The organism is Rhizobium oryziradicis (genome assembly GCF_001939045.1).
Taxonomy (GTDB): domain Bacteria; phylum Pseudomonadota; class Alphaproteobacteria; order Rhizobiales; family Rhizobiaceae; genus Allorhizobium; species Allorhizobium oryziradicis.
In genome coordinates this window covers 1-20,331 of record NZ_MKIM01000031.1, presented here as the reverse complement: position 1 = coordinate 20,331, position 20,331 = coordinate 1, and the positions used below count along the sequence as shown (strand labels likewise).

General features: G+C 55.7%; 20 protein-coding genes. 8 read left to right on the top strand and 12 right to left on the bottom strand.

All coding sequences use genetic code 11. From position 1 onward, the window contains the following. Positions 1-129: 129 nt before the first annotated feature. Both BJF95_RS20075 and arfB read left to right on the top strand, forming a co-directional pair. A complete protein-coding gene (locus BJF95_RS20075) occupies positions 130-1,740 on the top strand; it encodes a phosphoenolpyruvate carboxykinase (RefSeq protein ID WP_075641277.1) in 1,611 nt (536 codons plus the stop codon). A 153-nt stretch (positions 1,741-1,893) separates the two neighbouring features. Beyond that, positions 1,894-2,328 (top strand): alternative ribosome rescue aminoacyl-tRNA hydrolase ArfB, encoded by a 435-nt coding sequence (gene arfB, locus BJF95_RS20070; RefSeq protein WP_075641276.1) that lies wholly within the window; start codon positions 1,894-1,896, stop codon positions 2,326-2,328. A gap of 20 nt (positions 2,329-2,348) precedes the next feature. Here the strand turns inward: arfB and BJF95_RS20065 are convergent, their stop codons facing one another. From BJF95_RS20065 to hisB, 7 genes are read right to left on the bottom strand one after another with little or no spacing between them, the layout of a single operon-like run. Continuing rightward, the gene (locus BJF95_RS20065; RefSeq protein ID WP_075641275.1) at positions 2,349-2,927 is read right to left on the bottom strand and encodes a DUF3237 domain-containing protein; all 579 of its coding nucleotides are present in this window, start codon (positions 2,925-2,927) and stop codon (positions 2,349-2,351) included. A 59-nt stretch (positions 2,928-2,986) separates the two neighbouring features. After that, positions 2,987-3,970: a type I pantothenate kinase gene (coaA, locus tag BJF95_RS20060; RefSeq protein WP_175577308.1), complete on the bottom strand. Its 984-nt coding sequence runs from the start codon at positions 3,968-3,970 to the stop codon at positions 2,987-2,989. A 20-nt stretch (positions 3,971-3,990) separates the two neighbouring features. Next, entirely contained in the window at positions 3,991-4,314 is a 324-nt protein-coding gene (locus BJF95_RS20055; RefSeq protein ID WP_075641273.1) for a phosphoribosyl-ATP diphosphatase, read from the bottom strand. A 10-nt stretch (positions 4,315-4,324) separates the two neighbouring features. Continuing rightward, positions 4,325-5,119 (bottom strand): imidazole glycerol phosphate synthase subunit HisF, encoded by a 795-nt coding sequence (gene hisF, locus BJF95_RS20050; protein ID WP_075641272.1) that lies wholly within the window; start codon positions 5,117-5,119, stop codon positions 4,325-4,327. Continuing rightward, positions 5,116-5,862, bottom strand: a complete 747-nt coding sequence (gene hisA, locus BJF95_RS20045) for a 1-(5-phosphoribosyl)-5-[(5-phosphoribosylamino)methylideneamino]imidazole-4-carboxamide isomerase (protein ID WP_075641271.1) — start codon at positions 5,860-5,862, stop codon at positions 5,116-5,118. Before hisA ends, hisF begins: the two co-directional genes overlap by 4 nt. Positions 5,863-5,887: 25 nt before the next feature. Continuing rightward, the gene (gene hisH / locus BJF95_RS20040) at positions 5,888-6,538 is read right to left on the bottom strand and encodes an imidazole glycerol phosphate synthase subunit HisH (RefSeq protein ID WP_075641270.1); all 651 of its coding nucleotides are present in this window, start codon (positions 6,536-6,538) and stop codon (positions 5,888-5,890) included. 33 nt (positions 6,539-6,571) lie between these two features. Continuing rightward, positions 6,572-7,171, bottom strand: coding sequence for an imidazoleglycerol-phosphate dehydratase HisB (hisB, locus tag BJF95_RS20035; RefSeq protein ID WP_075641269.1), 600 nt, complete (start codon positions 7,169-7,171; stop codon positions 6,572-6,574). A gap of 285 nt (positions 7,172-7,456) precedes the next feature. Here hisB and hslV point away from each other — a divergent pair, with 285 nt between their 5' ends. From hslV to BJF95_RS20015, 4 genes are all read left to right on the top strand, one after another. Continuing rightward, positions 7,457-8,026 carry an ATP-dependent protease subunit HslV gene (hslV, locus tag BJF95_RS20030; RefSeq protein WP_075641268.1) on the top strand — a complete coding sequence of 190 codons (570 nt, stop codon included), beginning with the start codon at positions 7,457-7,459 and terminating at the stop codon, positions 8,024-8,026. Positions 8,027-8,075: 49 nt separating this feature from the next. Then, the gene (gene hslU, locus BJF95_RS20025) at positions 8,076-9,386 is read left to right on the top strand and encodes an ATP-dependent protease ATPase subunit HslU (RefSeq protein WP_075641267.1); all 1,311 of its coding nucleotides are present in this window, start codon (positions 8,076-8,078) and stop codon (positions 9,384-9,386) included. A 189-nt stretch (positions 9,387-9,575) separates the two neighbouring features. Further along, a complete protein-coding gene (locus tag BJF95_RS20020; protein ID WP_075641600.1) occupies positions 9,576-10,523 on the top strand; it encodes a DUF1402 family protein in 948 nt (315 codons plus the stop codon). Positions 10,524-10,756: 233 nt separating this feature from the next. Continuing rightward, the gene (locus tag BJF95_RS20015; protein WP_075641266.1) at positions 10,757-12,919 is read left to right on the top strand and encodes a malate synthase G; all 2,163 of its coding nucleotides are present in this window, start codon (positions 10,757-10,759) and stop codon (positions 12,917-12,919) included. An 81-nt stretch (positions 12,920-13,000) separates the two neighbouring features. Here the strand turns inward: BJF95_RS20015 and BJF95_RS20010 are convergent, their stop codons facing one another. Then, a complete protein-coding gene (locus BJF95_RS20010; protein ID WP_075641265.1) occupies positions 13,001-13,705 on the bottom strand; it encodes a L,D-transpeptidase in 705 nt (234 codons plus the stop codon). 178 nt (positions 13,706-13,883) lie between these two features. Here BJF95_RS20010 and BJF95_RS20005 point away from each other — a divergent pair, with 178 nt between their 5' ends. Continuing rightward, positions 13,884-14,378 (top strand): MmcB family DNA repair protein, encoded by a 495-nt coding sequence (locus BJF95_RS20005; RefSeq protein ID WP_075641264.1) that lies wholly within the window; start codon positions 13,884-13,886, stop codon positions 14,376-14,378. Positions 14,379-14,390: 12 nt separating this feature from the next. Here the strand turns inward: BJF95_RS20005 and BJF95_RS20000 are convergent, their stop codons facing one another. The 4 genes from BJF95_RS20000 to lhpI form a co-directional block, all read right to left on the bottom strand. Further along, the gene (locus tag BJF95_RS20000) at positions 14,391-14,999 is read right to left on the bottom strand and encodes an ActR/PrrA/RegA family redox response regulator transcription factor (protein WP_075641263.1); all 609 of its coding nucleotides are present in this window, start codon (positions 14,997-14,999) and stop codon (positions 14,391-14,393) included. A 254-nt stretch (positions 15,000-15,253) separates the two neighbouring features. After that, positions 15,254-16,573, bottom strand: coding sequence for an ActS/PrrB/RegB family redox-sensitive histidine kinase (locus BJF95_RS19995; protein WP_075641262.1), 1,320 nt, complete (start codon positions 16,571-16,573; stop codon positions 15,254-15,256). Positions 16,574-16,639: 66 nt separating this feature from the next. Beyond that, positions 16,640-19,102 (bottom strand): ATP-dependent helicase HrpB, encoded by a 2,463-nt coding sequence (gene hrpB, locus BJF95_RS19990; RefSeq protein WP_075641261.1) that lies wholly within the window; start codon positions 19,100-19,102, stop codon positions 16,640-16,642. 18 nt (positions 19,103-19,120) lie between these two features. Then, positions 19,121-20,065: a bifunctional Delta(1)-pyrroline-2-carboxylate/Delta(1)-piperideine-2-carboxylate reductase gene (lhpI, locus tag BJF95_RS19985; RefSeq protein WP_075641260.1), complete on the bottom strand. Its 945-nt coding sequence runs from the start codon at positions 20,063-20,065 to the stop codon at positions 19,121-19,123. Positions 20,066-20,081: 16 nt separating this feature from the next. On the opposite strand from lhpI, the gene BJF95_RS24250 reads away from it, so the two are divergent. Further along, on the top strand, positions 20,082-20,331 hold a 250-nt coding region (locus BJF95_RS24250; RefSeq protein WP_210187748.1), incomplete at its 3' end, for a hypothetical protein.

Sequence of the window (20,331 nt, the reverse complement as noted above, 5' to 3'; positions counted from 1 at the left end):
CAGTTTAAACCGATTAAATATATGATTTTATTGAATTTTATTGAAATTTCGCCCTTGCAAATTTAAAATCTAGGCTCTAGCGTTAAGTCATATTCATACCGCCAATCCTGCCAAAAAAGGAAATATCTCATGGAGGAGCTTGGAGTGAACAATACCAGGACAGGTGTTGAGACGATGGGTCTGGGTCAGGCCACCCGCGTCCACTATAACCTTCTTCCGGCTGCTCTTTATGAGCATGCCATTCGCAAGGGCGAAGCCGTTCTGACCGCGGACGGTGCGCTTTTGGCAGAAACCGGCCAGCACACCGGCCGCTCGCCGAAGGACAAATTCATCGTGCGCGATGAAAACACCGATGGCAAAATCTGGTGGGATAACAACAAGCCTATGTCGAAAGAGCATTTCGACATCTTGCACAAAGACATGCTGGCGCATGTGGCGGGCAAAGAGCTTTTTGTGCAGGATCTGATTGGCGGTGCCGATGCAGCCAATGCTTTGCCAACCCGTGTGGTAACGGAATTGGCCTGGCATTCGCTGTTTATCCGTAACCTGCTGATTCGCCCGGATCGCACCACACTGGATACGTTTGAAGCCAAGTTCACCATCATTGACCTGCCCAGCTTCAAAGCAGACCCAGAGCGCCATGGTTGCCGCACCGAAACGGTGATCGCTTGCGATTTCACCAACAATATCGTGCTGATTGCTGGCACGTTCTATGCGGGTGAAATGAAGAAGTCGGTGTTCACCGCGCTGAACTACATGCTGCCCGCCAAGAAAGTAATGCCCATGCATTGCTCGGCCAACGTTGGCCCTGCTGGTGATTCGGCTGTGTTCTTCGGCCTGTCGGGCACGGGCAAGACCACGCTGTCGGCTGATCCATCGCGCACCTTGATTGGCGATGACGAGCACGGCTGGGGCGAGGACGGCATCTTCAACTTTGAAGGTGGTTGCTACGCCAAGACCATTCGTCTGTCGGCTGAAGCCGAGCCGGAAATTTTCGCTACCACCAAGCGTTTCGGCACAGTGCTGGAAAATGTGGTGCTGGATGAAAACCGCGTGCCGGATTTCAACGATGGCTCCAAGACGGAAAACACCCGTTGCGCCTATCCGCTGGATTTCATTCCGAATGCATCGGACACAGGTCGCGCTGGTCATCCCAAGACCATCATCATGCTGACTGCCGATGCGTTCGGCGTGATGCCACCCATTGCCAAGCTGACACCTGAGCAGGCCATGTATCACTTCCTGTCGGGTTACACCGCCAAGGTGGCTGGCACAGAGCGTGGCGTGACCGAGCCGGAAGCAACCTTCTCGACCTGCTTCGGCGCACCGTTCATGCCGCGTCATCCGGCTGAATACGGCAATCTGCTCAAGGAGTTGATTGCAACCCACCAGGTGGATTGCTGGTTGGTCAACACCGGCTGGACCGGCGGCGCTTACGGCGTTGGCAGCCGTATGCCCATCAAGGCAACCCGCGCGCTGCTTACCGCAGCACTCTCTGGCGAGTTGAAGAAGTCTGAGTTCCGCACCGATGCCAACTTCGGCTTCGCGGTTCCTGTGGCTGTGGATGGCGTGGATACCAAGATCCTTGATCCGCGTTCCACCTGGGCCAATGGGGCAGACTATGACGCACAAGCCAAGAAGCTGGTGGGCATGTTCATTAACAACTTCGAGAAATTCGAAGCCCATGTGGACAGCAATGTGCGTGATGCTGCACCTGTCTTGGCGGTTGCAGCCGAATAAAAGGTTTCACGTGGAACCATTTTTTCGAGGCCCGGCGATATCATCGCCGGGCTTTTTGCTTTTTGAATCCGGCTTTTTGTCAATTGGAATCCGGGTTTGATCGCGCGTCGCTTTTCGGCTAAAGCCAAAGGATAGCAAGGCTGGACAGAACCCATGGCGAGCGACCCGCTCTACATCAACGACAGAATCACGATCGCCGGTTGGGAACTGACCGAGCAATTTGTGCTGGCCGGTGGTCCGGGTGGGCAAAATGTCAACAAGGTTTCGACGGCTGTTCAACTGTTCTTCAATCTGGTCGGTTCGCCATCCTTGCCGGAGCGGGTCAAAAACAATGCCATCAAGCTGGCAGGCCGCCGGCTCTCGAAAGAAGGCGTGCTGTTGATAGAGGCCAGCCGGTTTCGCAGTCAGGATCGCAACCGTGAAGATGCGCGCGAGCGTTTGAAAGAACTGGTTTTGGAAGCCGCAAAACCACCGCCGCCGCCACGGCGCAAAACCAAGCCCACCAAAGGCTCGATTGAGCGCCGTCTCAAGGCAAAGACGGGCCGCGGCGAAATCAAGAAAATGCGCGTCAAACCCGATCAGGATTGATCGCTTGATCGGCGTGTCTGTTACACGAGGCTGAAAACCCGAATCAGAACCATGGGCTTTGGCCGCAGGCTATGCAGGGTGCCGACAAACATCCGGCGGTTCAGCCAGTCATGCGGACCTTCTGGTGCGGTGATGTCGATATGAGAAAATGCGTATCGAGGCCCATCTTTGGGCGAATCGATCAGAACCCTGTTGTTGACGGTGATAATCGCACCATCCTCGGTCTGCATTTCATAGAGCGCATTCAAAAGCCGCACGCCATCTTTTCGCAGCAATTGCCGGTCCGCGCCACCTGGCATAACCTTGCCCTTGATACGGGGGCCTGCAAATTCACCACCGGTGATGTTGATAATGCGTCGATCGCCGAGAGGTGACTGGCCCATTTCAATGGTGTCCTGAAGCGTGACGATTGCCTCATAGACAAATTCTGTTTTTGGTAAAACGATGGGCACATCGGAAAGCGGGCCACCGTCCGGCGTTGCCGCGTCTGTTGCTTGTGCCTGAAGACCGCCGGTGCTTGCGGCCAGTGCGGTGGTGGCGACGCCAAGAAACAGTCGTCTTTGCCGATCGACGTGGTTCGGTGCTGAAATGTCTGACATTGTGCTTCTCCTCCCAGAGACAGTAAAGTATTGACTACTTACTATCTGGGAGGGTGCCATCAAAGCTTGCGGAGTGCAACCTGCTCAACCAGATGGTTTTCGCCTTTTCGCAAAATCAGATCGGCCCTTGGTCGGGTGGGCAGAATGTTTTCACGTAGGTTTTTCAGGTTGATATTCGCCCAAAGGCTTTCCGCAATGGCGAGCGCTTCCTCTTCGCCAATCGTCGCATAGCGATGGAAGTAGGAATTGGGATCACGAAATGCCGTTTGGCGCAGTTTCATGAAGCGCTTCACATACCAGCGGTGAATGAGGTTTTCATCGGCATCGATGTAAATCGAGAAATCGAAGAAATCCGAGACCATGGGAACGATTTTCCCGTCGCGCGGCAGGTCACGCGATTGCAAAACATTGATGCCCTCGAAAATCAGAATGTCTGGACGGTCAATGATCGTATGCTCGTCGGGAAGAACATCATAGGTCAGATGCGAATAGCGCGGTGCCTTGACATTTTGCTGACCGGCCTTGATGGCGGAGAGAAAACGTAAAAGCGCTGCCGTGTCATAGCTTTCTGGAAAACCTTTGCGGTTCAGGCGGTTTTCACGCACCAGCGTTGCATTGGGATAGAGAAAACCGTCGGTGGTGACCAGATCAACCTTGGGGCTGGAAGGCCAGCGGGCCAAAAGCTCTTTCAGCACGCGCGCCGTGGTGGATTTGCCAACCGCCACAGACCCGGCAACACCGATGATAAACGGTGTTTTGGTGACATTGGTGCTCAAAAAGCGGTTTCGCTGCTCAAACAACAATTGCGATGATTCAACGTGCGACGACAAAAGCCGTGACAGTGCCAGATAAATGCGCCGTACTTCGGCCAGATCAATCGGGTCATCAATAGATCGCAGGCGATGGACTTCATCCAGCGTCAATGTGAGGGGCGTGTCAGCCCGAAATTTTGCCCATTCATCGGTTGAGAAGAACAGATAGGGCGAATAGCTACCGACTCGAAAGTGATCAAGGTTCTCCTCCACCTCAGGCTCCCCGCCCATCGCTTCCTTGACCGCTGTTATCATGGGCTTTGCCGACTGGCTTTCTCGCTCAAACCGGATTGGGCGGTGCGTCGTTGAAGTTCTTCCATCACCGTTTCTACCGGGATGTCAGCAATTTTCAATACCACTAAAAGGTGATAGAGGAGATCGGCACTTTCATAGATCAAATTGGCGCGGTCATCCTTGACCGCTGCCATCACGGCTTCAATGGCTTCTTCGCCCAGTTTCTTCGCGGCTTTATCCTGTCCGGCAGCCACCAGCTTGGCGGTCCAGCTCTCGTCAGGCGATGCTTTGGCGCGCGTGGCGACAATGGCTTCCAGATCGGTTAGCGTGAATGTGCTCATCAAAATTCTCTCACGCTTGATCAAGACGCATGGGGATGCCAGCGTTAGCCATATAGGCTTTGGCTTCGGCAATGGAATAGGTGCCGAAATGGAAGATGGAGGCTGCCAGCACCGCTGTGGCATGGCCTTCTTTGACGCCCGCCACCAGATCATCCAGCGTGCCAACGCCGCCAGAGGCAATCACCGGCACACGCACGGCATCGGCAATGGTGCGGGTCAATTCCAGATCATAACCGATCTTGGTACCGTCGCGGTCCATGGATGTGATTAGCAATTCGCCAGCGCCGCGCTCTACCATTTTCACCGCAAACTCGACGGCATCAATGCCCGTGGCATTGCGGCCGCCATGGGTGTAAATTTCCCATGCGCTGAGATTATCACCGCCGCTTGCTTGGCTACGGCGCCGTTTGGCATCAATCGACACCACAATGCACTGATTGCCAAATTTATCCGCTGCTTCCGCAACAAAATCCGGGTTGTTGACGGCAGCCGAATTGATCGACACCTTATCAGCGCCAGCCAAAAGCAGTTTGCGAATATCACCCACGGCGCGCACACCACCACCGACGGTGACAGGCATAAAGCAATGATCCGCGGTGCGTGCCACCACATCAAAAATCGTCTCGCGATTGTCGGATGAAGCGGTAATGTCAAGAAAGCACAGCTCATCGGCACCCGCGGCATCATAGGCCTTGGCGGCTTCCACCGGATCACCGGCATCAATCAGATCGACAAAGTTGACGCCCTTGACGACGCGGCCATCTTTGACGTCGAGACAGGGGATAACACGGGCTTTCAAGGTCATCGTGCGGGCTCCTTCTTGGCAGCGACAATCAGCGCCAAAGCTTCCGCCGGATCAATCCGGCCATCATAGAGCGCGCGGCCAGAAATGGCACCTTCCAGTTTGCGTGCATCCGGCTGCACCATGCGGCGGATGTCGTCCAAGGAGGCCAAGCCGCCAGAGGCAATCACGGGAATGGACACAGCTTCGGCCAATTCCAGCGTCGAGGCCCAGTTGATACCCGCAAGAATGCCGTCGCGGTCAATATCCGTATAGATAATGGCGGCAACGCCAGCACCCTCGAATTTCTGGGCAAGCTCAATCACGCCCAGTTCAGACGCTTCCGCCCAGCCTTCAACCGCCACTTTGCCGCCCTTGGCATCAATACCCACCGCGACCTTGCCCGGAAACTGCTTGCAGGCCTCAATCACCAGCGCCGGATCGCGCACGGCAATGGTGCCGAGAATGACCCTTGAGAGTCCGCGAGACAGCCAGCTTTCAATGTGCGCCAGCGTGCGAATGCCACCACCCAGCTGCACCGGGTTTTTGGTCGCCTTCAAAATCGCATCTACTGCCGCGCCATTGACGCTCTCGCCAGCAAAAGCGCCATTAAGATCCACCACATGCAGCCATTCAAACCCCTGATCTTCAAACGCTTTGGCCTGTGCGCCGGGATCAGTATTGTAAACGGTGGCCTGTTCCATATCGCCCAGTTTCAGGCGTACGCACTGGCCGTCTTTGAGGTCGATGGCGGGAAAAAGAATCATAGCGTGCACTCCATCGCGGAGAGGCTCATGGAGCCCATGTCAGAAAATTGGAAATCAGCTTCAGACCCAGCGTCTGGCTCTTTTCCGGATGGAATTGCGCGCCAACCTTGTTATCGCGGCCGACAAAGGCTGTCATCGCGCCACCGTAATTTGTGGTGGCAATCACGTCTTCGGGGTTTTGTGCTGCCAAGTGGTAGGAATGCACAAAATAGGCATGCAATCCCTGCTCTCCCGTGGCAATGCCATCAAACAGCGGGTGAGGGCGGTTCAAGGTCAGCGTGTTCCAGCCGATTTGCGGGATTTTCAAAGCGGGGTCCGATGGGGCCATCTCCACCACATCGCCCTTGATCCAGCCGAGGCCGTTGGTCACGGTCTTTTCCAAGCCCCGCGATGACATCAGCTGCATTCCAACGCAAATACCCATGAATGGGCGGGCCTTGTGTTCCACCACATCCACCAGCGCCTCATTCATGCCCGGCACGGCATCAAGGCCGCGCTTGCAATCGGCATAAGCGCCAACACCCGGAAGCACGATGCGATCGGCTGTTGCCACGCGCTCGGCCTTGTCGGTCAGTTCAATGTCTGCACTAAGCCCGGCTTCACGGGCGGCACGCTCGAACGCCTTGGTGGCGGAGCGCAAATTGCCCGAACCATAATCAATAATCACAACACGCATTTCGATACCTCAATAAACCCCAAGAGCGGAGTGTCAGGCCAGCGTTCCCTTGGTCGAAGGAATGCGGCCAGCCTGGCGCGGATCAATCTCGGTGGCAGCGCGCAAAGCGCGGGCCACGGCCTTGAAACAGGTCTCGGCAATATGGTGGTTGTTGGCACCATAGTGATTGAGGATATGCAGGGTAATGCCAGCATTTTGCGCCAGCGCCTGAAAGAACTCGCGCACCAGTTCGGTATCAAACGTGCCGATTTTGGGCGCGCTGAACGCCACATTCCACACCAGAAACGGGCGGCCTGACACATCAATGGCGGCCTTGGTCATGGTTTCATCCATGGCCAAATCAATCGAGGCATAGCGCATGATACCGCGGCGGTCGCCCAGCGCCTTGGCAATGGCCTGGCCGATGGCAATGCCGGTGTCTTCGACCGTGTGATGATCATCAATATGCAGATCTCCCTGCACGTCGATCTCCATATCGATCAGCGAATGGCGGCTGAGCTGGTCGAGCATATGATCGAAAAAGCCGACGCCCGTGGAGATTTTCGAGGTGCCGGTGCCGTCGATGTTGACGGAGACGGATACCGAGGTCTCGTTGGTTTTGCGCACAATAGCGGCGCTGCGGCTCTCACTCATCAAGTCTCTCCCTGCAAAGATGAGGTTGTTTATCAGGGCAGGGGTGAAATATCCAGAAGTATGACGGCGATTTTGATGCGGTGCATTAGGGGCAATCCATGGCTAGATCAGTGGCCTGATCAAGGGATTGTGACAGTTGTTTGCAATTGCGATTGGGCTGCTTACATAGGGTCTAACATCAGGGGCCGATTTGTGCGGCCTTTAGAGCATTTCCAGGAAAAGTGCGTAGCGGTTTTCCGTCCGGAAATGCGTAAGGACAAAGAGTTAGACCGGAACGGATTGGATATGAGCGAACATAATCCTTATGGAACAATGCATGGCACCACAATTATCTCGGTGCGCAAAGGCAATATGGTGGCAATGGCAGGCGACGGTCAGGTTAGCCTCGGCCAGACCGTGATGAAGGGCAATGCGAGAAAAGTGCGCCGCATTGGCAAGGGTGGCGATGTGATTGCCGGTTTTGCCGGTGCTACGGCTGATGCGTTTACGCTTTTGGAGCGGCTGGAAAAGAAGCTGGAGCAATATCCTGGCCAATTGATGCGCGCTTCCGTCGAGCTTGCCAAGGATTGGCGCACCGATAAATACCTGCGCAATCTCGAAGCCATGATGCTGGTGGCCGATAAAACCATCACGCTGGCCATTACCGGCAATGGCGATGTGCTGGAGCCTGAGCACGGCACCATTGCCATTGGCTCTGGCGGCAATTATGCGCTGGCGGCGGCCCTTGCCCTGATGGACACAGATAAGACAGCCGAGGAAGTGGCGCGCAAGGCCATGAAGATCGCCGCCGATATCTGCGTTTACACCAATGAAAACGTGCGGGTTGAAACGCTGTCGCTCGATCCAGATGCTTGACGCAGATGACTAAACCGACTTTCCCGTTCTCTTTTTACGGATATTGCATATGACCAATTTCTCCCCCCGCGAAATCGTCTCAGAACTCGACCGCTACATCATTGGCCAAAATGATGCCAAGCGCGCCGTTGCCATTGCGCTGCGCAATCGCTGGCGCCGCCAGCAGCTGGATGAGAGCCTTCGCGATGAAGTGATGCCGAAAAATATTCTGATGATCGGCCCAACCGGCGTTGGCAAAACCGAAATCTCGCGCCGCCTTGCTAAATTGGCGGGCGCGCCGTTCATCAAGGTTGAAGCCACGAAGTTTACCGAAGTGGGCTATGTCGGCCGCGACGTTGAGCAGATCATCCGTGATCTGGTTGAGATCGGCATTGGTCTGATCAAGGAAAAGAAGCGGCAGGAGGTCGAAGCCAAGGCCCATGCCGGTGCTGAAGAGCGTGTGCTGGATGCGCTGGTGGGGGCAACAGCCTCACCGGCCACCCGCGACAGTTTTCGCAAAAAGCTGCGGGCTGGCGAGCTGGATGACAAGGAAATCGACATCGAGGTGGCGGATACGGGTGCATCCGGCATGCCTGGCTTTGACATTCCCGGCATGCCGGGTGGCAATGTTGGGATTATCAATCTTTCGGATATGTTTGGCAAAGCCATGGGTGGCCGCACCAAAAAGGTGCGCACAACGGTCAAAGCCTCTTATACCGATCTGATCCGCGATGAATCGGAGAAGTTGATCGACAATGAGCTGATCCAGCGCGAAGCCGTGAAATCGGTGGAAAATGACGGTATCGTCTTTTTGGACGAAATCGACAAGATCGCCAACCGCGAGGGTGCCATGGGTGCCGGTGTCTCGCGCGAAGGCGTGCAGCGCGATTTGCTGCCGCTTGTGGAAGGCACAACCGTTGCCACAAAATATGGCCCGGTGAAAACCGACCATATTCTGTTTATCGCCTCGGGCGCTTTCCATGTGTCGAAGCCATCGGACCTTCTGCCAGAATTGCAGGGCCGTCTGCCGATCCGGGTCGAGCTGAAACCACTGACCAAGGAAGACCTTCGCCGGATCCTGACGGAAACGGAAGCCAGTCTCATTCGCCAGTATATTGCGCTGATGGCCACCGAAGGCCTTGATCTGGAATTCACCGAGGATGCGATTGATACCTTGGCCGATGTGACCGTGGCCCTGAACACCTCGGTTGAAAACATTGGTGCCCGTCGCCTGCAAACGGTGATGGAGCGGGTGCTGGATGAGATTTCCTTCAGCGCGCCGGATCGCAATGGCGCAAAAGTGGTGATTGATTCGGCCTATGTGCATGAGCATGTCGGCGAAATCGCTGCCGATGCGGATCTGTCGCGCTATATTCTGTGATGTTTATGCACCGTCTCATGCTGAAATCGGCGGGCACGCGCCCTAATTTCGCCTTGAGATGATCTATTGGTCGACAGCAGCGGTCTTCACCTTGTAAGAGGCGATCTGGCCGTTGCTGCGACTAACCCATGTTCGGGGTGGCTTATGCGCACGCCGCCGAACCGACCCCTCTGCACGGGATAAGACATGCTGCGTCGCTTTGCTGTTATTTTGCTCCTCTCTTTCGCTTGTTTTTCGTCTGTTGCCGCTGTCGCTCAAGCGAAGATGGTGCCTGAGGGCAACCGCAATGCGGAGCAACCGCCCATTCCGGGCGGATCGAAGCAGCGTACCAAAGAGACCAAGACCACATTTGATCTGAAATACGACAAGATCATTGATCTGCTGACGCGTGATCGTGATCTGGTTTCCAAAATCAAAAAAGTCTCTGGGGCCTATGGCATTGATCCCATTCATATGATTGGCGCATTGGTTGGCGAACACACCTACAATGTCGACGCCTACGATACGCTGCAGAGCTATTATGTGAAGGCAGCCTCTTACGCTGGCAATTCGTTCCGTTTTGCCTATGAGGGGGAGACCATTGATCAGTTCGTATCCCGTCCCGAATTTGCCCAATGCAGCGCATTCAAGGATTCAGACCGCCTGTGGACCTGCCGCAATGATGTGTGGCAAGACAAGTTTCAGGGCAAGACGGTGGGCGGCAAACGCTTTCCCAACAATCGTTTCAGCGCGGTGTTTTTTCAGCCCTTCTATGCTGGCCAAACCTTTGGTTTGGGTCAGATCAACCCTCTGACAGCCCTGATGCTGACCGATATGGTGCATCGTGTTTCCGGCTATCCCAAGCTGAATGAAAATGATGCGGCCGGCGTTTATAAAGCCATTATGGATCCGGATATTTCGCTGGCCTATATGGCCGCCATTATCCGCAAATCCATCGATGATTACAAAAACATAGCAGGCTTTGATATTTCCGATAATCCGGGTTTGACCGCAACGCTCTATAACCTTGGTGATTCGGTGGCACGGGCCAAGGCATTGGCGCGGCGCAATGTGGGTGGTGCCACGGTCTGGCCTGAGGAAAATTACTACGGCTGGCTGATCAATGATCGGCTGAAGCAGCTCAAGGGTCTGCTGTAAACGCCTACAGCGCCGTGCGCCATATATGGCGCACAAAAGACGCTGTAACACTTTAAATCTGCTGCATAGCAGACGATTATTTCCAAAAAAGCATAAATCTTTCGAACTTGTGCCTGATTGACAGAAGCGCACGCGCAGCATCACTGTGCAAACTGGATTTTGCAGGCGCGACTATCCTTTGATGATAGGTGCGCAGGCTGTAGAATGGCATAAAATGACCGCAGGAGGCTGAAATGGCGCGTGTTGAACACTATGGTCTGGCGATTGATCAGGGGCTTTATGACTTCCTCGTGCACAAGGCGCTGCCCGGCACAGGGGTGGAGGCTGAGGCGTTTTTCAAATCTTTTGCCGATCTGATCCACACCCTTGGCCCCAAAAACCGTGAATTGCTTGCCAAGCGTGATGATTTTCAGGCAAAGCTCGATGACTGGTATCGCAAAAATGGCGCGCCGAACGATCTTGCAGCCTATGAAGCCTTCCTGCGTGAGATTGGCTATATCCTGCCAGAAGGGCCGGATTTTTCGGTCAACACTCAAAATGTCGATGCCGAGATTGCCACTATTGCCGGGCCGCAACTGGTCGTGCCGGTGATGAATGCGCGCTACGCCTTGAACGCTGCCAACGCGCGCTGGGGTTCGCTCTATGACGCATTGTATGGCACGGATGCTATTGCCGAGAGCGACGGTGCGGAAAAGGGCAGGGGCTATAATCCGGTGCGCGGCGCAAAAGTCATTGCCTGGGCGCGCCATTTTCTCGATCAGTCGGTGCCGCTCACGGGCGGCAGTTGGGCCGATGTCGCAGCCCTTGGCCTCAGCGATGGCTATCTTGCCGTCACATTGACCAATGGTGTCAAGACGGGCCTGACCGATCCTAGCCAGTTTGCCGGCTCCAACGCCAAAGCTGGCGCAATCACGTCCTATCTCTTGCAGCGCAATGGTCTGCACATCGAAATCTGCATTGATGCGACAGGCGCAATTGGAGCAAACGATGCGGCAAACATCAACGATGTGCGGCTTGAATCGGCGATCACCACGATCATGGATTGCGAGGATTCGGTTGCAGCGGTGGATGCCGAAGACAAGGTGCTGGCCTATTCCAACTGGCTTGGCCTGATGAAGGGCGATTTGGAGGAGGTGGTCTCCAAGGGCGATAGCAGCTTTACCCGCAAGCTCAACCCGGATCGCCAGTTCACCGACCCGCACGGCAAATCCTTCGACATTCATTGCCGCTCCCTGATGCTGGTGCGCAATGTCGGGCATTTGATGACCAATCCGGCCATTCTGGATCGTGACGGCAATGAAGTGCCGGAAGGCATTATGGATGCAATGGTCACCGCGCTGATTGCCTTGCATGACATCGGCCCTAACGGTCGCCGCCAAAATTCGCAGCTTGGCTCGATGTATGTGGTTAAGCCGAAGATGCATGGGCCGGAAGAAGTGGCTTTCGCCGTCGAGATTTTTTCAAAAGTCGAGCAGGCACTGGGCATGGCCCCTAACACCATCAAAATGGGTATTATGGATGAGGAGCGCCGCACCACGGTGAACCTGAAGGAATGCATTCGCGCCGCTAAGGACCGCGTGGTGTTCATCAACACCGGCTTCCTCGATCGCACCGGCGATGAAATTCATACCTCCATGGAAGCGGGTCCAATGATCCGCAAGGGTGATATGAAGCAGGCGTCATGGATTGCCGCCTATGAAAACTGGAATGTGGATATTGGTCTGCAATGCGGCCTTTCTGGCCACGCCCAGATTGGCAAGGGCATGTGGGCCATGCCCGATCTGATGGCAGCGATGCTGGAGCAGAAAATTGCCCATCCAAAGGCCGGAGCCAACACCGCCTGGGTGCCATCGCCCACGGCAGCAACCCTGCATGCCACCCATTATCATACGGTCAACGTTGCCGGTGTGCAGGCCAGCCTGAAAAGCCGGGCGCGGGCCAAACTCTCCGACATTCTCTCGGTGCCGGTGGCAACCCGTCCCAATTGGACGCCAGAAGAAATCCAGCGCGAGCTGGACAACAATGCCCAAGGCATTCTGGGCTATGTGGTGCGCTGGGTGGATCAGGGCATTGGCTGCTCAAAGGTGCCTGACATTAACAATGTCGGTCTGATGGAAGACCGCGCGACCTTGCGCATTTCTGCCCAACATATGGCCAACTGGCTGCATCATGGCGTTGTGACCAGAGAGCAGGTGGTGGAAACCATGCAGCGCATGGCGGCTGTGGTGGATCAGCAAAATGCTGGCGACGCGCTCTATCAGCCTATGGCAACGGATTTCGAGGGATCAATTGCGTTTCAGGCAGCGCTGGATCTGGTGTTGAAGGGCCGCGAGCAACCCAATGGCTACACAGAGCCAGTTTTACACCGCCGTCGGCTGGAAGTGAAAGCCGCCTGAAAAGCCTCACATGTTTTCACGTGAAACAAAAAAGCCGCCGAATGTGCATTCGGCGGCTTTTTTGTAGAACAAGTTTTACGCTCAGCTCTGCTGAACGATAACCTTGGTTTCCTTGCCCGGACGCACGTGGCTGTAAAGATCAATCACATCCTGATTGATCATACGGATGCAGCCAGACGATGCGGCGGTGCCGATGGAGGCCCATTCTGGCGAACCATGGATGCGGAACAACGTGTCCTGACCCTTTTCGTTGAACAGATACATGGCGCGCGCACCCAGCGGATTGCTGATGCTGGGGCCCATACCGTTTTCGACATATTTGGCAATTTCAGGCTTGCGAACAGCCATTTCCTTGGGCGGATGCCAGGTTGGCCATTCCTGCTTCCAGGCCACATAGGCCTCGCCCTGCCATGCAAAACCGTCCTTGCCGACGCCAATGCCGTAGCGCATCGCCTCACCATTGCCGAGAACGTAATACAGGAAACGTTCCTTGGTGTTGACGATGATCGTGCCGGGCTTTTCATTGGTCTGATAAGAAACCACCTGACGGCGGAACTTTGGGTTGACCTTCTGAATTGGAATGGCTGGCAGCGCATAACCGGCATCAGTGACAGGGCCATAAGCATCGTCAAAGATTTTGGCTGTGGCAACCTTGACTGGCTCTGGGGCGGCAACCGGTGTTGCGGCAGCCGTCTTTTTTGTGTCAGCTTGAGATGTTGTTGTGCAGCCTGTGATGGCAATGGTGGACAGGAGACCGAGCACGGTCAGTGCAGTGCGGATTCGCATGGGAGGCTCATCGACTTTCGGGCAGGAAGTTTAACTGGGTTTACAGCTTTGATAGAGGTATATTTTTTATTACTGGAAAGTTTGCAAGCGCTCTGGGCGATCAAGCGCGCTCGCGCCTCGCAAATTGCTGAAGGATGGTTTTTTTGCAACATATCGATGACGCGAGGAGGGCTGAAAAATGACGATTCTTAACGTTTCCGTTAAAGACTCCTTAATCGACGGACGACAATCGGAGCGCGCGTTAATGATTCGCCGGGGCGTGCAAGTTTTGCTTCGCCAGATGCGTCAAGCCTGCTTGCCGGAGCTTGCCTTGGCCAGTGGACGGCGGGCTGATCTCATCAGTCTCTCGGACAAGGGAGAGATCTGGATTATCGAGATCAAGTCGTCGATTGAAGATTTTCGGGTGGATCGCAAATGGCCCGATTATCGCAAGCACTGCGACCGATTGTTTTTCGCAACCTTGCCCGATGTGCCGCAGGAGATTTTTCCACCCGATTGCGGCTTTATTCTCTCGGATGGCTATGCCGCCCATATCCTGCGCGAGGCACCGGAACACAGGCTGGCCCCCGCCACCCGCAAGGCCGTGACCTTGAATTTCGCAACCGCTGCTGCGCATCGGTTGATGAAAGCCGAGTGGGATGCCATCCCACCCCGCCAAAAACAGGTGGAATGATTTGGGTGCGCTCTATTTGGGTGCCCGTTTGGCCAAAATGCGCTGCAGGGTGCGGCGATGCATGTTAAGCCGCCTTGCGGTTTCAGACACATTGCGTTCGCAAGCTTCATAGACGCGCTGAATATGCTCCCAGCGTACCCGGTCTGCAGACATCGGGTTTTCCGGCACATCCGCTTTTTCGCCAGCGCGTTGGGTGAGGGCGTTAAACACATCATCTGCATCGGCAGGTTTTGACAGGTAATCGACAGCACCCAGCTTCACAGCGGTCACGGCGGTGGCAATATTGCCATAGCCTGTCAAAACGATAATCCGCGTGTCGTCGCGGCGCTCACGAATGGCTGCAATCACATCAAGCCCGTTGCCATCACCCAGCCGAAGGTCAACCACGGCATATTTGGGTGCGGCCGCAATGGATTTTGCAATGCCTTCGGCCACAGAACTGGCCATATCCACTTTGAAACCGCGCGATTCCATGGCCCGCGCCAGGCGCCGCAAGAAAGGCAAATCGTCATCGACAATCAACAGCGTGGGGTCCACGCCAAGATCGACGGTGTCGTTGAGGTCTTCGCTGGAGGCGACGTCCTTTGCCTGCTGCTCTTGGTGCAAACTATCCTGGGTCATATTTTCAGTCCTTCAGCGTTTGTCAGAGAAAAGTGGAATCCGGTTTTCTGATCCGACAAACGAAAATAAAAAAGTTTCCACCCTGTCCGGTTCAATTTGAACCTGACAGGGTAGAGCGTCACTCTAGCTTTATACGAACCAGACTGACTCTCGGTTCTCTTGTATGAGTCTGCTTTTTGGAAAAGGAGCGATTATTTTTACCGAACAAACTCTCATTCCAAAGGTTTATCGCCCGTACGGCTGTCATGGTAAAGTCACTTTATTGGGGTTTCCATGGCCTTGCGCGGCCAGCGCACAACAACAGAGGCACCCAGCACAGGCGCACCCGGCGTCGGCCCCGCTCTGTTTTCAAATTTCAGATGCGCGCCTGAGCGCTCCAGCAAAGTCTTGGCGATAAACAATCCCAACCCGAGGCCGCCGGCGCGGGCATCGCTCTTGCGGCTGGTCACGTAAGGCTCGCCAATCCGCAGCAGGATGTCGGGCGTGAACCCTTCGCCGTCATCATCGATGGTAATGGTGACGTGCCGGTGGTCGTGCTCAACCGTCACCGTCACCTGGTCCTTTGCGTAATCCAGGGCGTTTTCGATCAGATTGCCAAGACCGTAAAGAATGCCGGGATTGCGGCTGCCCACTGGCTCGCCCTCGCGCCCGGATGGCTCCAGCACGGTCAGCTTGATGCCAAATTCCCGATGGGGCGCAATCACCTCTTCAATCAAGGATGACAAAGGCAAGGTGCGCATATGCTCGTCACCCTCGGATGACAGCGTGGTCAGCTGCTTGAGAATATCGCGACACCGCTCACTCTGGCTGCGCAACAGCTGCAAATCCTCGCTCAGGCGCGGGTCTTTGCCGAATTCACGCTCCATTTCTTTTGCGACAACACTGATAGTGGCCAGCGGCGTGCCTAGCTCATGGGCGGCGGCGGCGGCCAGACCATCCAGTTGCGAAAGGTGCTTTTCCTTTTGCAACACCAGCTCCGTTGCCGTCAGCGCATCGGCCAAAAGATTGGCCTCCTTGGAAACCCGATAGGCATAGAACGCCGCAAACGTGCTCATGGAGACAATAGAACACCAGATGGCCACCAGCATCACCGGTCCGCCACGATCAATATAATCGGCATACCAGGGCAGCCGATAAGGCGTGAACGCCAAGCTTGAAATGCAAATTAACGCCAGCACCATCAGCGCCATGGCATGACGCAACGGTTGCGATGCAAAGGTGATAATAACAGGCACGCAAATCAGCGGCGCAAACGGATTGGAAAGCCCGCCGGTGATGAACAGCAGCCCGGTCATTTGCAAAAGATCCAGCGCCAGAATGGCAAAGGTCCAGATCGGCTCCAACCTTTGGGTGGATGGGAAGGCGACTTGCAAAATGAAATTCACGATTGCCAGCGTGCCAATCAGAATCGCCACCGCCAGAACCGGCATGGGAAATTGCAAGACCAGCGACACGATGATCAGGGTCATCGTCTGCCCTGCAACGGCCAACCAGCGAAGGCGAACCAGTGTTTCAAGCCGGAGGCGGCGGCTGGTAGTGCCAAAATTCATCTGCGTATCCACATTTTCGTTCATGCGAATCCCCCCGGTTCCCACGTTTCGGACCAAAGCTATATTGACCCTCCCCAGCCAATATTATCCTTATGTACCACGCGGTTTTACCCGTGTCGTGGGGGCTGCATTGGCCGGATCGTCCGGCCACGGGTGGCGCGGATAACGCCCACGCATCTCGGCGCGCACATCACTCCACGATCCGGCCCAGAAACCGGGCAGATCACGCGTGGTCTGGATGGGCCGGTGGGCGGGTGAGGTGAGCTCCAGCAAAAGCGGCAATTTTCCACCACCAATGGTGGGATGCTGCTTCAAGCCATAAAGCTCCTGCACTCGAATGATCAATTTTGGCTCATCGCCCTCATAATGGATGGCATGGTTCATGCCGGTGGGGGCGGTGAAATGGGTGGGGGCCAGCCGTTCCAGATCGCGCTGAACCTCATAGGGAACAAGAGATTTCAACCCATCCATCAATCCACTGGCGGAAATGGCGGCAAAACTGCGCACACCCGTTTGAAATGGAAGGAACCATTCATCCAGCCGCTCCAGCAACGCCTCATCGCTCATCTCTGGCCAAGGTGCACCAAGGGAACGATGCAGAAAGCCAATCCGCTGGCGCAATTGCTCCGCTGCTTTGCTAAACTCCAAGCGCTCCAGCCCGATTTGACGCAAACCCTCAGCCAAGGCTTTGGTTGCGGCTTCACCCGTCGGCTTGGCCAGTGGCGTTTCTTCCAGAATGATGGCTCCAATGCGCTTGACCCGGCGGGCGCGCACTTCCTTGGCAGAGAGATCAAAAAAGCTCTCATCGCCTTGGGTGATCGCCTCTGGCAGATAAGCCTCAATATCGGCAAGCAGGATTTCGGCAGCGCTCAGGATACGTGCTTGCGCGGCACGCCCGGTCAGATCGGCAATCACCAACATCTCGCTGGCTGCCAGCCGTTCTGTCTCGGAAATTTCAGCCCCGCGACCATTGGCCATGACATAACGTCCGCGCCCCCCGCGCTTGAAAGCAATCCGGTCGGGATAGGCGTGCAGCAGCAATTGCCCGGCAGAGACCGGCGAGGGTGAGTTTTTGCTGCGAGGCAGGTCTTTGACCAACCGCTCCGCCAGCTTGCGAGCCGCATTCGCCCGCTCCCCACGATCTTGGCGAAAACGCCGCAACCGCTCTTCCAGATCAAGATCGCTGCCGCCAAGGCCCTGTTCGGTGATCAAAACGGATAATTCGCTGGCCGTTCTGCCATTGCCATCCTCTGCGGCAGCAATCACCATGGCGGCCAACCTCGGCGGTAGGCCAAGGCCGCGCATGGTTTTGCCCGTCGCAGTCAAACGCCCTTGATCATCCAGCGCGCCCAGCGACAAAAGAAGATTTCGCGCTTCTTTCAGCGGCGCTTTCGGCGGCTGATCGATAAAGCAGAGGTCGGCGGGATCGCTCACCCCCCAATGGGCCATATCCAGCACAAGGCTGGAAAGATCACTGGAGAGAATTTCCGGCGGGGTAAAGGCAGGCAGGGCCGCCGTTTGTCCCGCATGCCATAGCCGAATGGCGATCCCCGGCTCGGTGCGCCCGGCGCGCCCGGCGCGTTGATCGGCAGAGGCGCGCGACACCCGCACGGTTTCCAGTCGGGTGATGCCGGTTGACGCTTCATAGACTGGCAGACGCTGCAAGCCGCTATCAATAACAATTCGCACCCCGTCGATGGTAATCGAGGTTTCGGCAATCGACGTCGCCAATACCAGCTTTCGCGTACCAGCAGGGGCAGGCTTGATCGCCTGATCCTGCTCACCTTGGGTCAGATTGCCATACAGCGGGGCAATCAGTGTGGAGGCAGGAAGCCGCCCCTCCAGCCGTTCTGCCACCCGCCGAATTTCGGCCTGACCCGGCAAAAATGCCAGAATTGAACCCGCCTCATTGGCGTGGGCGTCCAAAATGGCGGCTGCCATGCTGTCTTCAATCCGCTCGGTGCCGGGCCGGTCGCGGTGGCGAATATCGATGGGAAATCCGCGCCCCGCACTTTCCAAAACGGGTGGATTGTCCATCAGCGCGGCCACCCGCTCCACATCCAGCGTGGCAGACATGACAATCAGGCGCAAATCATCCCGCAAGGCCGATTGGCAATCCAGCGCCAGTGCCAAGCCAAAATCGGCATCCAGCGAGCGCTCATGAAACTCATCAAACAGCACAGCACTGATGCCCGATAATTCGGGGTCTTCCAGAATCATCCGGGCAAACACCCCCTCCGTCACCACTTCAATCCGGGTGCTGGCGGAAATGCGATTATCCAACCGCATCCGATAGCCCACCGTTTGTCCGACCTGCTCGCCCAAAAGGCTGGCCATGCGGCTTGCCGCTGCCCGTGCAGCCAGGCGGCGCGGTTCCAGCAGAATAATCCGGCCATCGCCCCGCCAAGGCTGATCCAACAGATAGAGAGGAATCAGCGTGGTTTTGCCAGCACCCGGAGGAGCCGAGACGACAGCCCGGTTTCCAGCCCCCAAGGCGGCAGCAAGAGGAGGCAGGATTTCGGAAACCGGATAAACAGGAAGCGTTATGGGCATAATGGCAGGTCGGGTCTCTTAAGTGTTGCGCACCGTCTCATAGGCAAGAATCGCTCCGGCGAGATCTTCCAGCGCTGCACCCACCGATTTGAACAGGGTGATTTCGTCCGCACTGTTACGACCTTTTGCCGCGCCGTGCACCAGTTCAGATAGCTCACCACAAATCTTTTCCGCGCTCAGGCTGCCATTGGCCAGCGGTTGCACAATATCGCCAGCCTCCGCCATCGCACCCGCCCGGGTATCAACATATACCTTTGCGCGGCGAATGGCGGCATCATCGGCTTCACGCATCGAAGGCTTGAAGCCGCCCACCAGATCAAGATGCGCACCGGGCTTCAGCCATTCGCCAGAAATCAACGGATCAGTTGCCAATGTCGCGCAGGATATAATATCCGCCTGACGCGCTGCCTCTTCCAAAGAGGTCACGGCTTGGGCATTAAAGCCCTTCGAGCGCGCATCAGTCGCCGTTGCTTCAGCATTGGCGGCGTTGCGCCCCCATATCGATATCTGCTTAAGCGGCCGTACCGTTGAATGCGCCTCTATAAGATGAAGAGAAAGGCGTCCTGTCCCCACCATCAGCATGTGGCTGGCGTCATCGCGTGAAAGATAGCTGGACGCCAGGGCGGAGGCCGCAGCTGTGCGCCGCGCCGTCAGGACACCACCATCCACCAAAGCCAACATTTCACCGGTCTTGCCCGATGTCAAAAGATAACCGCCCTGCACCGCTGGCAGACCAGACAGATGATTATCAGGATAGACAGAAACCAGCTTCACCCCACAATATTGCCCCGGCAACCAGGCGGGCATCAACAGCAATGTCGCATCGGCGCGCCCGGGCACCTTCATATTATGGTGGTGCCGTACAGGCATTTCACAGGGTGCCGAAAACATCGCTTTGAGCGCGTCTATAAGAGCGAGCCATTCCAGCGCACGCTCTGTTTCATGTTCATTCAATACCAGCATCAAAATCTCCCTCTATATGAATGCAGAAACTATCAAGTTCTGTGCGATTGAGCGAGCGACGCCGAGGTTTGGCAGTGTTTTTCAACTTTTGGCGCTCAATGTTTTTGTCATAAACGCAATGAAAACAACAAACATCGTGTACGATCAATTGATTGGCAGAAAAGTGGGATTTTCGCTAAAAATCTGTTTGACATATTTGGGCTGTGGGCCTAGAAACCGCCTCACCGAACGAGGCGGCGCTTCTTTGGAAGTGTTGGTTTCGCTCT

Coding starts and splice junctions, on each gene's coding strand:
- BJF95_RS20000 (WP_075641263.1), bottom strand. CDS start 14,999: ATGACCCAGGATAGTTTGCACCAAGAGCAGCAGGCAAAGGACGTCGCC.
- BJF95_RS20055 (WP_075641273.1), bottom strand. CDS start 4,314: ATGAGCACATTCACGCTAACCGATCTGGAAGCCATTGTCGCCACGCGC.
- hisB (WP_075641269.1), bottom strand. CDS start 7,171: ATGAGTGAGAGCCGCAGCGCCGCTATTGTGCGCAAAACCAACGAGACC.
- BJF95_RS20065 (WP_075641275.1), bottom strand. CDS start 2,927: ATGTCAGACATTTCAGCACCGAACCACGTCGATCGGCAAAGACGACTG.
- lhpI (WP_075641260.1), bottom strand. CDS start 20,065: ATGCTGGTATTGAATGAACATGAAACAGAGCGTGCGCTGGAATGGCTC.
- BJF95_RS20005 (WP_075641264.1), top strand. CDS start 13,884: ATGACGATTCTTAACGTTTCCGTTAAAGACTCCTTAATCGACGGACGA.
- hisF (WP_075641272.1), bottom strand. CDS start 5,119: ATGACCTTGAAAGCCCGTGTTATCCCCTGTCTCGACGTCAAAGATGGC.
- coaA (WP_175577308.1), bottom strand. CDS start 3,970: ATGGGCGGGGAGCCTGAGGTGGAGGAGAACCTTGATCACTTTCGAGTC.
- hslU (WP_075641267.1), top strand. CDS start 8,076: ATGACCAATTTCTCCCCCCGCGAAATCGTCTCAGAACTCGACCGCTAC.
- hrpB (WP_075641261.1), bottom strand. CDS start 19,102: ATGCCCATAACGCTTCCTGTTTATCCGGTTTCCGAAATCCTGCCTCCT.
- hslV (WP_075641268.1), top strand. CDS start 7,457: ATGAGCGAACATAATCCTTATGGAACAATGCATGGCACCACAATTATC.
- BJF95_RS20075 (WP_075641277.1), top strand. CDS start 130: ATGGAGGAGCTTGGAGTGAACAATACCAGGACAGGTGTTGAGACGATG.
- BJF95_RS20015 (WP_075641266.1), top strand. CDS start 10,757: ATGGCGCGTGTTGAACACTATGGTCTGGCGATTGATCAGGGGCTTTAT.
- hisH (WP_075641270.1), bottom strand. CDS start 6,538: ATGCGTGTTGTGATTATTGATTATGGTTCGGGCAATTTGCGCTCCGCC.
- BJF95_RS20010 (WP_075641265.1), bottom strand. CDS start 13,705: ATGCGAATCCGCACTGCACTGACCGTGCTCGGTCTCCTGTCCACCATT.
- BJF95_RS19995 (WP_075641262.1), bottom strand. CDS start 16,573: ATGAACGAAAATGTGGATACGCAGATGAATTTTGGCACTACCAGCCGC.
- arfB (WP_075641276.1), top strand. CDS start 1,894: ATGGCGAGCGACCCGCTCTACATCAACGACAGAATCACGATCGCCGGT.
- hisA (WP_075641271.1), bottom strand. CDS start 5,862: ATGATTCTTTTTCCCGCCATCGACCTCAAAGACGGCCAGTGCGTACGC.